12 protein-coding genes, 1 tRNA gene and 2 rRNA genes (1 of these 15 cut by a window edge) are annotated in these 12,207 nt (G+C 40.5%); 4 read left to right on the top strand and 11 right to left on the bottom strand.

All coding sequences use genetic code 11. The features are described 5' to 3' along the window. The 5 genes from IGI37_RS04225 to IGI37_RS04205 form a co-directional block, all read right to left on the bottom strand. Positions 1 to 226 (bottom strand): 23S ribosomal RNA (locus tag IGI37_RS04225) (it extends 2,688 nt beyond the left edge of the window). 195 nt (positions 227 to 421) lie between these two features. Continuing rightward, positions 422 to 494 (bottom strand) — tRNA-Ala (locus IGI37_RS04220). A gap of 79 nt (positions 495 to 573) precedes the next feature. Continuing rightward, a 16S ribosomal RNA gene (locus IGI37_RS04215) occupies positions 574 to 2,133 on the bottom strand. The 16S and 23S rRNA genes sit together here with 1 tRNA gene alongside, the layout of an rRNA operon. Before the next feature lie 749 nt (positions 2,134 to 2,882). Continuing rightward, positions 2,883 to 3,245 carry a hypothetical protein gene (locus tag IGI37_RS04210; protein WP_438760189.1) on the bottom strand — a complete coding sequence of 121 codons (363 nt, stop codon included), beginning with the start codon at positions 3,243 to 3,245 and terminating at the stop codon, positions 2,883 to 2,885. Positions 3,246 to 3,330: 85 nt separating this feature from the next. Continuing rightward, positions 3,331 to 3,693: a CvfD/Ygs/GSP13 family RNA-binding post-transcriptional regulator gene (locus IGI37_RS04205; RefSeq protein ID WP_438760188.1), complete on the bottom strand. Its 363-nt coding sequence runs from the start codon at positions 3,691 to 3,693 to the stop codon at positions 3,331 to 3,333. Between the two features lie 89 nt (positions 3,694 to 3,782). Here IGI37_RS04205 and IGI37_RS04200 point away from each other — a divergent pair, with 89 nt between their 5' ends. After that, positions 3,783 to 4,949: a MalY/PatB family protein gene (locus tag IGI37_RS04200; protein ID WP_438760187.1), complete on the top strand. Its 1,167-nt coding sequence runs from the start codon at positions 3,783 to 3,785 to the stop codon at positions 4,947 to 4,949. 60 nt (positions 4,950 to 5,009) lie between these two features. Here the strand turns inward: IGI37_RS04200 and IGI37_RS04195 are convergent, their stop codons facing one another. After that, a complete protein-coding gene (locus IGI37_RS04195) occupies positions 5,010 to 5,597 on the bottom strand; it encodes a peptidylprolyl isomerase (protein ID WP_438760186.1) in 588 nt (195 codons plus the stop codon). Positions 5,598 to 5,893: 296 nt separating this feature from the next. Between IGI37_RS04195 and IGI37_RS04190 the strand changes: the two genes are divergently transcribed. Beyond that, positions 5,894 to 6,883: an NAD(P)/FAD-dependent oxidoreductase gene (locus IGI37_RS04190; protein ID WP_438760185.1), complete on the top strand. Its 990-nt coding sequence runs from the start codon at positions 5,894 to 5,896 to the stop codon at positions 6,881 to 6,883. A 186-nt stretch (positions 6,884 to 7,069) separates the two neighbouring features. Here IGI37_RS04190 and IGI37_RS04185 read toward each other — a convergent pair whose 3' ends face one another. Next, positions 7,070 to 7,312 carry a DUF1450 domain-containing protein gene (locus IGI37_RS04185; protein WP_438760184.1) on the bottom strand — a complete coding sequence of 81 codons (243 nt, stop codon included), beginning with the start codon at positions 7,310 to 7,312 and terminating at the stop codon, positions 7,070 to 7,072. An 84-nt stretch (positions 7,313 to 7,396) separates the two neighbouring features. On the opposite strand from IGI37_RS04185, the gene IGI37_RS04180 reads away from it, so the two are divergent. Further along, positions 7,397 to 7,897: a phosphatidylglycerophosphatase A family protein gene (locus IGI37_RS04180; RefSeq protein ID WP_438760183.1), complete on the top strand. Its 501-nt coding sequence runs from the start codon at positions 7,397 to 7,399 to the stop codon at positions 7,895 to 7,897. A 170-nt stretch (positions 7,898 to 8,067) separates the two neighbouring features. Here IGI37_RS04180 and IGI37_RS04175 read toward each other — a convergent pair whose 3' ends face one another. The 4 genes from IGI37_RS04175 to IGI37_RS04160 are packed head-to-tail and all read right to left on the bottom strand — an operon-like array spanning position 8,068 to position 11,580. After that, the gene (locus tag IGI37_RS04175) at positions 8,068 to 8,712 is read right to left on the bottom strand and encodes a TIGR01906 family membrane protein (RefSeq protein ID WP_438760181.1); all 645 of its coding nucleotides are present in this window, start codon (positions 8,710 to 8,712) and stop codon (positions 8,068 to 8,070) included. Then, positions 8,709 to 9,482 (bottom strand): TIGR01457 family HAD-type hydrolase, encoded by a 774-nt coding sequence (locus IGI37_RS04170; RefSeq protein WP_438760180.1) that lies wholly within the window; start codon positions 9,480 to 9,482, stop codon positions 8,709 to 8,711. The genes IGI37_RS04175 and IGI37_RS04170 overlap by 4 nt, the downstream gene beginning before the upstream one ends. Further along, positions 9,483 to 10,163, bottom strand: coding sequence for a YutD family protein (locus IGI37_RS04165; protein ID WP_438760179.1), 681 nt, complete (start codon positions 10,161 to 10,163; stop codon positions 9,483 to 9,485). Between the two features lie 34 nt (positions 10,164 to 10,197). After that, positions 10,198 to 11,580 (bottom strand): bifunctional metallophosphatase/5'-nucleotidase, encoded by a 1,383-nt coding sequence (locus IGI37_RS04160; RefSeq protein ID WP_438760178.1) that lies wholly within the window; start codon positions 11,578 to 11,580, stop codon positions 10,198 to 10,200. 88 nt (positions 11,581 to 11,668) lie between these two features. On the opposite strand from IGI37_RS04160, the gene IGI37_RS04155 reads away from it, so the two are divergent. Beyond that, positions 11,669 to 12,148 (top strand): methylated-DNA--[protein]-cysteine S-methyltransferase, encoded by a 480-nt coding sequence (locus IGI37_RS04155; protein WP_438760177.1) that lies wholly within the window; start codon positions 11,669 to 11,671, stop codon positions 12,146 to 12,148. Positions 12,149 to 12,207 lie beyond the last annotated feature (59 nt).

Genomic DNA, 12,207 nt, shown 5'->3' with positions numbered 1-12,207 from the left:
CTTTCTCTTCCTGCAGGTACTTAGATGTTTCAGTTCTCTGCGTCTACCTCTAACCAGCTATGTATTCACTGGAAAGTAACATTCTATGAAAAATGCTGGGTTTCCCCATTCGGAAATCTCTGGATCATCGCTTACTTACAGCTCCCCAAAGCATATCGGAGTTAGTCCCGTCCTTCATCGGCTCCTAGTGCCAAGGCATCCACCGTGCGCCCTTATTCACTTAACCTTATCAACCTTACGGTTGGGTTTTGACTCGTTTTCCTAGCGATAGGAACGTAGTCAAGAAAATAAGCAATTGAACTTCTTAAAAAACTCATTCAACGCGGTGTTCTCGGTTTGTTTCAATTAATTTTTACTTCAATATCCAGTTTTCAATGAACAAAATAAAATTTAGTTAAACAATCAACGAATTGATTGTTTATGGAGCCTAGCGGGATCGAACCGCTGACCTCCTGCGTGCAAAGCAGGCGCTCTCCCAGCTGAGCTAAGGCCCCATTATAACGATTTGAGAGTAAACCTCTCAAAACTGAACAAAGTGTTAACAATCCGTGTAGTTTCCGTAATATTCCTTAGAAAGGAGGTGATCCAGCCGCACCTTCCGATACGGCTACCTTGTTACGACTTCACCCCAATCATCTATCCCACCTTAGGCGGCTGGCTCCAAAAGGTTACCTCACCGACTTCGGGTGTTACAAACTTTCGTGGTGTGACGGGCGGTGTGTACAAGGCCCGGGAACGTATTCACCGCGGCGTGCTGATCCGCGATTACTAGCGATTCCGGCTTCATGTAGGCGAGTTGCAGCCTACAATCCGAACTGAGAGAAGCTTTAAGAGATTAGCTTAGCCTTGCGACTTCGCGACTCGTTGTACTTCCCATTGTAGCACGTGTGTAGCCCAGGTCATAAGGGGCATGATGATTTGACGTCATCCCCACCTTCCTCCGGTTTGTCACCGGCAGTCTCGCTAGAGTGCCCAACTAAATGATGGCAACTAACAATAAGGGTTGCGCTCGTTGCGGGACTTAACCCAACATCTCACGACACGAGCTGACGACAACCATGCACCACCTGTCACTTTGTCCCCGAAGGGAAAGTTCTGTCTCCAGAATGGTCAAAGGATGTCAAGACCTGGTAAGGTTCTTCGCGTTGCTTCGAATTAAACCACATGCTCCACCGCTTGTGCGGGCCCCCGTCAATTCCTTTGAGTTTCAACCTTGCGGTCGTACTCCCCAGGCGGAGTGCTTAATGCGTTAGCTGCAGCACTGAAGGGCGGAAACCCTCCAACACTTAGCACTCATCGTTTACGGCGTGGACTACCAGGGTATCTAATCCTGTTTGCTCCCCACGCTTTCGAGCCTCAGCGTCAGTTACAGACCAGAGAGTCGCCTTCGCCACTGGTGTTCCTCCATATATCTACGCATTTCACCGCTACACATGGAATTCCACTCTCCTCTTCTGCACTCAAGTCTCCCAGTTTCCAATGACCCTCCCCGGTTGAGCCGGGGGCTTTCACATCAGACTTAAGAAACCGCCTGCGCTCGCTTTACGCCCAATAAATCCGGACAACGCTTGCCACCTACGTATTACCGCGGCTGCTGGCACGTAGTTAGCCGTGGCTTTCTGGTTAGATACCGTCAAGGGATGAACAGTTACTCTCATCCTTGTTCTTCTCTAACAACAGAGTTTTACGATCCGAAAACCTTCTTCACTCACGCGGCGTTGCTCGGTCAGACTTTCGTCCATTGCCGAAGATTCCCTACTGCTGCCTCCCGTAGGAGTCTGGGCCGTGTCTCAGTCCCAGTGTGGCCGATCACCCTCTCAGGTCGGCTATGCATCGTGGCCTTGGTGAGCCGTTACCTCACCAACTAGCTAATGCACCGCGGGTCCATCCATCAGTGACACCCGAAAGCGTCTTTCAAATTAGAACCATGCGGTTCCAATTGTTATACGGTATTAGCACCTGTTTCCAAGTGTTATCCCCTTCTGATGGGCAGGTTACCCACGTGTTACTCACCCGTCCGCCACTCTTTTTCTTTCGGTGGAGCAAGCTCCGGTGAAAGAAAAAGCGTTCGACTTGCATGTATTAGGCACGCCGCCAGCGTTCGTCCTGAGCCAGGATCAAACTCTCATAATAAAAGTTAGAACAATCATAAGATTGTTAAGCTCAATTTGTTTGCTAGCATATTGCTTGCTTGTTAAATGTTTGTGACTTGATTCAATCAAGTACACACTACACATTTGGTTTGTCTTACTTTGTTCAGTTTTCAAAGGTCTACAATTGCTGTGTCAGCAACTTTTATATCATATCAGTTGAACAATTAAATGTCAACCTCTTTTTTATAAAAGTTTTTAACTTCTTTTTTCAAATCAGTTAATCGCTTGTTTCAACAACTTAATTAGAATACCAGTTCAGTTGTTATTTGTCAACAATTTTTTTAATAAATTTTATTGATTTATCAACTGTTATTCTGTCATCTTTCTCGAGCGACTTTGTTATTCTATCATGCTGATTCATCAGCGTCAAGAACATTTTCAACTTTTTTTGAAAAAGAATTGAAAATAAAAAAGAAAGAATGTTTTTCTTCTCAACATATAATAATTTAGCATGTAACCACTCTTCGGTCAAGCCCTTTCCCTTCAACTTTTTACTCTTCTTTTCTCCCTATCTTTACGCTTCACACTTCAACATTCGCTTTTCACACAATTTTCACACAAAAATGAAAAACATCAGATCAAAAGGTTGGGATTTCTCCGTAAAAACAATCGTAAGACCACTTAATCATTCGTGAATTTTCTTTAAAAAAAGACTGCAGCACGTCACGCTACAGTCTAACTACTTACTACAACAATTAGAATAATGGATTTCTTTACTCGTCACGCCATTTAAAAAAATGGCACGCCGTCAAACTCGTAGGCACCTAATACTTCACTCATAACTGAAGGCTCTTCCCAATCGTAGCCCTCAGCAAGTCGATTTCTTTGCTGTGCTGCCTGCGTTTCAAAAACAAACAACGGGATATTTTCTTTCATACTACTTGTGTTAATCAATTCTACTAAATTTATTTCATTTACATCGATATTCACTGTGTTAGTCAATAAGTTTAAAATATTGGCCAACCCAGTCTGTTCCGTCGAAAAATCTGCAATAGCTAATTCCTTTGAACTTCCAACTGAATGCATCAAAAACTTCTTTGATCCATCCTCCAAATGCAACATAATTGTACCAGCGACTCTTTTGTCCCCCAAAATCTCCACCTCGTTCAATTTAGTATAATTTTAATCAAGTCTACCACATTTTCAGAAAAAATCTACTCCACTTTCAAATCCCTATTCATTCTAATTCGTCTAATGCTTCATCCATCCACATCGGGAGCTGTTCACTAATTGTTTGAAAGCCAATTTTTTTATTTTTATTCGTGAAGTATCGTTTCCTTTTAAACTGATTCGACGGAACAAAATTTTCTAATGTTCGTAACGACAAACTGATTTTTTGAGAATATTCGTCGATATCAATTACTTGCACACGAACTTTTTGTCCAATCGCCAATAAAGATTGAATCGTTTTTGTATACCCAGCTTGCACTTCTGATACATGGATTAGCCCTTGGTTTTCTTCATCTAATGAAACAAACGCACCATATGGCTGAATCCCAGTAACTTTACCTTCAATTATTTGTCCAATTTTATATTTCATTTGCTTCCCTCTCTTCGCACAATTCATTATACTGTACTTAGAGAAAAAAAAGAAGTTTCGTAAAAGATTGTTTGAGAGGATGAAAGTAGATGACCCGATTTGACGAACAAATAGACCGAACAGGAACAGATTCTGTAAAATGGGATAGTATTACCCATACGTACCAAGCAGACGACTTACTGCCTTTATGGGTGGCCGATATGGATTTTCTAGCACCAACACCAGTAATTGAGGCGTTTACTTCCTATAGTAAGAAAGGCTTATTTGGTTATTCAATTATTCCTGAGTCCTTGGTTCAGGCAGTGATAGACTGGCAAAAAAGACGCCACAATTATGTCCTTACTAAGGAAGAAATTTTATTTTCAAGCGGTGTTGTCCCTAGTATTGCGATGGCCGTTCAGAGTTATACAAAGGAAGGTGAAAGTGTTCTAATTCATGATCCGGTCTACCATCCTTTTGCTGCAGTTATCAAAGAGAACCATAGAAACTTGGTCCGTAGCTCTCTGATCGAACAGAATAATCACTTTGTTATGGACCTAGATGAGATGGAATATCTGATAACTAAACACCAAGTAAAATTGTTTATTCTCTGCAATCCGCATAACCCTGGTGGACGTGTTTGGTCCAATGAAGAATTAATCGCCGTGGGAAATTTATGTAAAAAACACGGGGTGATTGTGGTTAGTGATGAAATCCACCAAGATTTAGTCTTTACCCCACAAAGTTTTACCAGCTTCCAAACAGCTGACCCTTCTTTTGAAGAGTTTTCTATCGTATTGACAGCTGCTACCAAAACGTTCAATTTGGCAGCAATCAAAAACTCGATGGTCTTTATAAAGAATCCAATGCTCTTTGCACAATTCCAAAAAACACAAAAACGGAATATGCATGGAGAGATTAACACATTTGGTTACATTGGAACTGAGGCAGCTTATAACTTTGGGGAAGCCTGGCTGGATGAACTGCTTGTTTACTTACAAGACAATGTTGACTTCGTTAAAAATTACCTAGCAGAACATTTGCCAGAGGTTGGTCTCATGTCACCGGAAGGAACCTATCTAATGTGGCTTGACTTTTCAAGTTTTGGTTTAGATGATACGGCCCTTGAAACGCACTTTATAAAAAAAGCAAAAGTAGTTCTAAACTCAGGGATTATTTTCGGTCCTAAAGGAAGCGGGCATATGCGTTTAAACATTGCTTGTCCGAGAGCAACTCTTGAAGAAGGACTCAAACGAATCGTTCATTCCTTTAAATAGAAAAAAGAAGCAAAGCAAACCAATCGTTTTTCAGATTGATTCAGCTTAGCTTCTTTCATTTTATTCAGCAATTTCGATACTTTCAATCACAATATCATAAACTGGCTTATCTTGAGGGCCTCTTTGGGCACTAGCAATATCGTCAACAACATCCATTCCTTGAGTCACATGACCGAAAACAGTATGACGCATATCTAACCAAGGTGTTCCGCCGCCTTTATAAGCTTCAATAATCTCAGCCGGGAAGCCAGCACCTTCTAATTGGCCCAACATATTTGCTGGTACGTTTTGGTTATTCACAATAAAGAATTGGCTGCCGTTTGAATTAGGGCCTGAGTTAGCCATTGATAGCGCACCACGCAAATTAAATAAATTTGGTGTAAACTCATCTTCAAATTTATCGCCATAAATACTTTCGCCACCCATACCTGTTCCGGTTGGATCGCCTCCTTGAATCATAAAATCAGGGATGACACGGTGAAAAATCACCCCATCATAATAGCCTTTTTTCGCTAATTCAAGAAAGTTTTTAACTGTTTTAGGAACTAAATCATCAAATAGTTGAACAGTGATATCCCCTCTATTTGTTTTAATTGTTGCTTTTGAACCTTTTGCATTTTCTAAATCTATTTGTGGAAATTGAGACACGAAAATCTCCTCCTAAAAATTATTTTCTCTTTATGATAACGAATATTTCAGAAAAATGCTATTATTCAAGAAAAAAAATCGAAATTTATCCATTCTAGGAAACAAGACTTCTGAGCTTCATTTACTCGAAGCTTCATAGGCGCTTTTTTTCTCTCCTATGTTACACTTAATGGAGATTAGCTGTAAGTTTATGACTTCTTATATAAAGTCGTGAATTTAGAAACTCTTTCACAAGCTAAAATGAAGTAGAATGTTTCATTTTTTGTTAGACTATTTTGGATTGGAGGAATACAACCATGGACATTTATGATATTACTATTGTCGGCGCTGGCCCTGTTGGTTTATTCGGTGCCTTTTATGCGGGCATGAGAGAAGCGAAAACAAAATTAATCGATAGTCTTCCTCAACTTGGTGGACAATTATCTACTTTATACCCGGAAAAATACATCTATGATATTCCCGGATTCCCTGCGATAAAAGCAGCAGACCTCGTTGATAACTTGGAAAAACAGTTAACTACCTTTAACCATACGTATTGTTTGGAAGAAGAAGTTTTGAACATAAAAAAAGTGGACGATATTATCGAGATTCATACCAACAAAACGGTTCATTACTCAAAGGCGGTCATTTTAGCTTTGGGCAATGGTTCGTTCCAACCGCGCAAGCTAGCTCTTGATAACGCAGAAGCTTTTGAAAATCGCGGCCTTGATTATTATGTCAATGATTTGATGAAGTACGCTGGGAAGAAAGTAGCCTTAGCTGGCGGAGGTGACTCAGCAATTGATTGGGCATTAATGCTAGAGCCCATCGCCAAAGAAGTTTATTTAATTCATCGTCGTCCTGAGTTTCGCGGACACGAACATAGTGTGAAAAAGTTAATGGACTCTTCGGTGAACATTTTAACTCCTTATGTAATTAGTTCTTTACAAGAGGAAACAGGACGATTAGCTGGTCTAACACTCAAAAAAGTCCGAACAGAGGAGGAGATTTCTCTTTCGCTTGATACATTAATCGTCAATTACGGCTTTTCCTCTTCTTTGGATCATTTGAAATTTTGGGGCTTAGAAGCTACTAGAAACGCCATCCTTGTTTCTTCAGATATGTCTACCTCAATTCCTGGCGTTTATGCGACGGGGGATATTTGCCAATATGACGGTAAAGTTCGCTTAATCGCTACAGGCTTTGGTGAAGCACCAACTGCTGTCAATAATGCGCTTCATTACATCAATCCAAAAAACAGAACGCAGCCTATGCATAGTACCAGCTTATTTTCTGACAAACATTAACTTAAAAAAGCAGATAAAATTGTTCACACAAATTTTATCTGCTTTTACTATTTCTATATTTTTCATTAGGTCTGCGGTCTGCGGTCTGCGGTCTGCGGTCTGCGGTCTGCGGTCTGCGGTCTGCGGTCTGCGGTCTGCGGTCTGCGGTCTGCGGTCTGCGGTCTGCCTAACCCTTCAACCACTAGTTTAGCTATATTCTTCCTGCCAAGATTTGATAGCTTGGGTAATTTTTTGCTTTAATTCTTCAGGAGAATCTGCAGCCAAACGCGTTCCTTCAAAGAAAGCAAAATTTTTCTGTGCACATAAGGTACATTCACTCATACAAGAATATGTCTGGATGTCTACTTGTCCAGTAATTTCTTCATCTTCTAAAACAAGCTGACTTCCTTGCGCTAAATTCTGCTCACAAAATTCAAGTAACGGATCCATTCAAATACACTCCTTGCTTTTCACTCTTCATATAGTATACCATTAGGTTAAGAAATAAAATTAGAACGCTTGGAGGAGTTTCGTATGGTTATACAAACTGAAACATTAGAAAAAAAGGCCCGCAATTTACTTGTTGAACGCGGTGTCGGCATTCAAGATATTGCTGAATTAGTGATGTTTTTGCAAAAACAATATATTGTTGGACTAACAATGGACACCTGTATCGCAAGTGTCGATGCCGTCTTAGTCAAACGTGAAGTGCACAACGCCATTATCACAGGAATTCAGTTAGACATTTTAGCCGAAGAACAACAGCTTTTGCAGCCTTTACAAAACATTATTGAAGAAGATGAGGGACTGTACGGCATTGACGAAATTCTAGCCTTATCCATCGTCAATGTTTATGGATCGATTGGCTTTACAAATTATGGTTATATCGATAAAGTCAAACCGGGGATTTTAGCCGAATTAAACTCACACGAAGGTCCGCGTGTACACACCTTCTTAGACGATATTGTAGGCGCAATCGCCGCAGCAGCAGCTAGTCGTCTTGCACATAGCCAGCCAGAAAAAATCAATTTATAAGAACACTTTGCTAGTTTTGGCGAGCCTCAGATTGAATAGGAAGCAACTCTTCCAGTTAAGACCTCTCTTAGCTAAAGAGCCGTTTTCTATTCATCCCGTTAGAAAACAAAAACTTGAGTACTCCTCCCTTCAATTTTGAAAAATGCTACTTTCAATATTGGAGGAGATACTCAAGCTTTTTTTAATTGTCGTTTGCCTAATAAATAGTAAACGAAAAAAATCAGTTCAATTAAGACAAAAAATAAAATAAAACAGTGCATGAAAAACTCTTCTGGTAAAACGTTGATAATCGGATCAGTTGCAGGATCAAACAGCCAATCATCATTGTTAAAAAATACTTGATGAAAGGTTACAAAAAAGCGATCAAAGCCTAACGCCATAAGAAATCCAAAAATCACAGGTATCAACATCCCTATTTGAAAGGGGCGTATCAATAGCCAACCACGTTTGTTTTTCCATAAGTAGCGTAAGAATAGGATTGAAGGAATGATTGTGATTAATAACACGGCATAATCCAACAAAAACAACAGTTTCACTTCATAAAAATGTTCAGCACCACTCGCTGAAGACGGAAAGTCAGGCATAGCAAGCACCGTTTGAAATGGATTGTTCAAATAATTCATAAGGACACCAAAATTTTTCATCAAAACCTCTTTGGTAACCGTTGTATAATCAAGAATCTTTAAGTAATCCACATCAAAACGGTATAACGGACGAAAGTTAATCGCCACAAACACGGCAAAACTGATACTCGTTAAAAACAACGAGAGAATTCCGCCACGTTCGATATAACGCCACTTTTTTGCTTGATTCATTTCCCAATCACCCACTCGTCCAACGAATCGACCACAAAATTAGGTGCTTTTGGCAAATTAGGAACGGCCTCTTTTGACGTGAAGCCTGACAAGACCAACAACGTATCGATACCATTTTTTAAGCCGGCTTGGATGTCTGTTTCATAATTATCTCCAACCATCAACACTTGATCTTTATGTAAACCAAGATGACTCACCGCTTTATCCATAATAATTGCTTCTGGCTTCCCAATAAAAACAGGCTTCGTTTGGGTAGCTGTCTCAACCAAAGAAATCAATGAACCGGCACCTGGAATAAGACCACGTTCAGTAGGAATATTTTTATCCGGGTTTGTGCCAATAAATAGTGCACCGTTTCGAATTGCCAAAGTCGCCGTAACAAATTTCTCATAGGTGACTTGACTATCTAATCCAACCACAACATAATCCGGATTTTTTTCGTCATACTCAAAGCCTGCTGCATTGATCAAATCAATCAAGCCCGCTTCGCCGATTACAAACACTTTATTACCTCTGTTCGTATCCTTCATATAATCAATCGTGGCCAAACTAGCCGTGTAGACTTCTTCTGGCGTCACATGGATATCAAACTCATCTGCTAAACGCCCCGCTACAACCTCAGGACTTTTTGTCGTATTATTCGTCACAAATAAAAAAGGTAACTTTTCTTTTTGAAGACGCTCAACAAATCGTTTTCCAGCAGGAATAGGCTCCTTGCCTAAATAAATCGTTCCATCCAAATCAATTAAGTATCCTTGATAATCTTTCATCTATTGTTCTCTTTGACGAATGGTAAAGCCTGCCTTTTTGCCTTCTTGCTTTCCTTGCTCATTCGTTTTCTTTCCTTCTTTTTTACTGAAACCAGATTTTTCATCTTCACGTTTTTTTATGACAGGTTTGTTCTTTTTCTTTGGCACAGAGGTAACAGGACCTTTTTTCTCCTCAATGTGCGCTTGATTATGCGTTGGCGTTTTTTTCCGGCGTCGTCTATTCTGTGTCTTTTCACGTTTGCCACCGATTCGTTCAATAACAAAATAAGCACAGCCAAAATTACAATATTCATACAGATAATCTTCCAATGTATCAATCCGTTGATCAGGGTAAGCTTTGCGGTTATCTTCTTTAAAGAAGCCCTTCAATCGAAGTTGCTCATACCCCCAATCACCCACGATATAATCATAACGAGAAAGCACTTCACTATATCTTTCTCCTAATTTATCTGCATCAAAACCATCGCGATGATTGTGTACAATACGATAGTGGCGCTCGCCAACTAAAAAGTTTGTTTCATCAATGGGCGTTACAGTCTCACCCTTTTTCTTTTCTTTAACCGGCTCTTCGACAATCTCTTCTAACACAGCTGTTAACTCATCTGTTACGGTCACTGGTTCTGTTGCCTGAGCCTCAGTCGCTTTAGTCACAACTGGTTCATTTGTTTCTTGTTTTGTCATCTCTTCACCACCTAAAAATTATTATACCTTGTTTTTAATCGATTGGATAGTGACTCTTGAGGGATTCCCCTAGAACGCTCCGAATAAATTCTGGAAAAAGAAATTCGCACGTCCCAGCGATCTCAATGGTCGGGAAAAAGGGAATGAACATAAAGTGATCGACTGTCGCAAACACATACTTCGCCTCTTCAACCACTGGCTCGCCTAACCATCGTACTTTGCGATTCACCGCATCATACTCAAGCCCACTATAATGAATCTCACCAAAGATTTTCCCACGAAATCCCATACCGATAATTGGATAATTTCTAAGGAAGCCTCGGTTTCTTTCCATCTCTAAGACTAAACGGATCACATCACGCCCCAAAAGAGTCACCCGAATTAAGTGCATGGGATGAGGTAACGTGGTGTGCAGCTGGTCTTGATTGACCTGTCCTTTTTTAATAGGCGCTAAAAATAACCCTGTATTTAAAATCGCCACCTCTGTTTGGGCTCGTTCTTTGACCGCTTGCAAAGTAGCATCAATCAACAAATGAGGCTCCTCATCTCCCAATGCTAAATCATAAGGAATCTCTGCGACTGTTTTTGCTCTTAGTAACGCATGTCCTCGAGCAATATATCCTTCGATTTCTTCTTGATCTTCAGGAAATTCAGTCATGGTCGAGGTAGGAACAGCTCGAACAGTTGCTGCTGTCAAACGATGGTTGTCATCGACTTCCATCACGATATCCCCAACATATTGTCCAAATTTCCCGGCAGCTGCTAATTGTACACCATTGATAACTTCACCCGTTTCAAACAAATGATGGGTATGCGAGCCCAATATCAGATCAATTTCAGGAAACGTACGTGCAATTTCACGATCTTCGCTGACCCCTAAATGACTCATCAATACCAAAATATCGACCTTATCTCTTAGCTCGCTGACCAACTCGGGTAACAAATCCATGGGAAACCGGATATCCCAGCCATTAGGGCTATAAGTTAATGGAAACGGCGCCGTTAACGCCAACAAACCGATCTTTGTGCCTTCTTTACTCGTGATTATTTTTGAAGTTTTTGCCCAACTTGGCATCTTTAGTGTTTTTTTATCAAACAAGTTCCCTAACAAAACATCAAAATTTGCTTGGTCATAGAGATGGTTTAATTCCTCTTTTGCACTCCCCACTCCTTCATTATTGCCAATGGTCACTGCATCATACTCGACTTGGTTCATCAGCTCGACATTAGCCTGGCCACTAGTCGCCTCAGTCAGTGGATGAAAACGATCCACGAAGTCGCCTAAATCTACGGTAATAATGGTTTCGTTATTGTGAACAGCCTCATGTTTTCTTTGGATTAAAAAACGACGAATTTTTGGCCAGTTTTCTAAATGTGAATGTAAATCATTCGTATGCAAAAGTCTAATTTTTTCCATTTTTTGATTCGCCTCTATTTCTATTTTCCTCTAAAATATAGTACCATACTCTATGAACAGAAAGAAAAAAATTGAGCGGAGTGATTGAATGAAGATAACGACCCCGATAGGTGATTTTTGGCTAACAGCTACAGACAAAGGGCTAAACCAAGCCTCTTTCATCCCCTTAGAGATAGAAAACGAAGACTTAAATAATCCATATCTTCTGCAAGCAAAAGAAGAATTGCTGAGCTATTTTCATGAAGACCGTCAATATTTTGATGTCCCTTTTGATATTGACAGAGGAACTCCTTTTCAACGGGCGACTTGGCAGGCACTTTCTGCCATTCCTTATGGGCAGACGCGCTCTTATAAAGAGATTGCTGAAACCATTGGCAACCCCAAAGCCGTTCGCGCAATTGGGCAAGCAAATCGCGTCAATCCTTTGCCTATCTTCATTCCCTGTCATCGTGTCATTGGAAAAAACGGACAGCTGACCGGTTATATGGGGACCTCAGGCATTGAGCTCAAAAAATCCCTACTTCGATTAGAAAAGATTCCTTTCTCTGAAGACAACAAACAATCGTAAGCTCAACTGAACCACAATAAGCAAATTCAACTAGAGATTAACAGCCTTCTGAAAAATAG

This window comes from Enterococcus sp. AZ194 (assembly GCF_051713825.1).
Lineage (GTDB): Bacteria > Bacillota > Bacilli > Lactobacillales > Enterococcaceae > Enterococcus_K.
This window is presented reverse-complemented; position numbering and strand designations above follow the sequence as displayed.

Excerpts from the sequence above, each read along its gene's own strand:
- IGI37_RS04185 (WP_438760184.1), bottom strand. The coding sequence starts at position 7,312 with ATGGATCCGTTACTTGAATTTTGTGAGCAGAATTTAGCGCAAGGAAGT.
- IGI37_RS04190 (WP_438760185.1), top strand. The coding sequence starts at position 5,894 with ATGGACATTTATGATATTACTATTGTCGGCGCTGGCCCTGTTGGTTTA.
- IGI37_RS04170 (WP_438760180.1), bottom strand. The coding sequence starts at position 9,482 with ATGAAAGATTATCAAGGATACTTAATTGATTTGGATGGAACGATTTAT.
- IGI37_RS04165 (WP_438760179.1), bottom strand. The coding sequence starts at position 10,163 with ATGACAAAACAAGAAACAAATGAACCAGTTGTGACTAAAGCGACTGAG.
- IGI37_RS04205 (WP_438760188.1), bottom strand. The coding sequence starts at position 3,693 with ATGAAATATAAAATTGGACAAATAATTGAAGGTAAAGTTACTGGGATT.
- IGI37_RS04160 (WP_438760178.1), bottom strand. The coding sequence starts at position 11,580 with ATGGAAAAAATTAGACTTTTGCATACGAATGATTTACATTCACATTTA.
- IGI37_RS04155 (WP_438760177.1), top strand. The coding sequence starts at position 11,669 with ATGAAGATAACGACCCCGATAGGTGATTTTTGGCTAACAGCTACAGAC.
- IGI37_RS04180 (WP_438760183.1), top strand. The coding sequence starts at position 7,397 with ATGGTTATACAAACTGAAACATTAGAAAAAAAGGCCCGCAATTTACTT.
- IGI37_RS04200 (WP_438760187.1), top strand. The coding sequence starts at position 3,783 with ATGACCCGATTTGACGAACAAATAGACCGAACAGGAACAGATTCTGTA.
- IGI37_RS04175 (WP_438760181.1), bottom strand. The coding sequence starts at position 8,712 with ATGAATCAAGCAAAAAAGTGGCGTTATATCGAACGTGGCGGAATTCTC.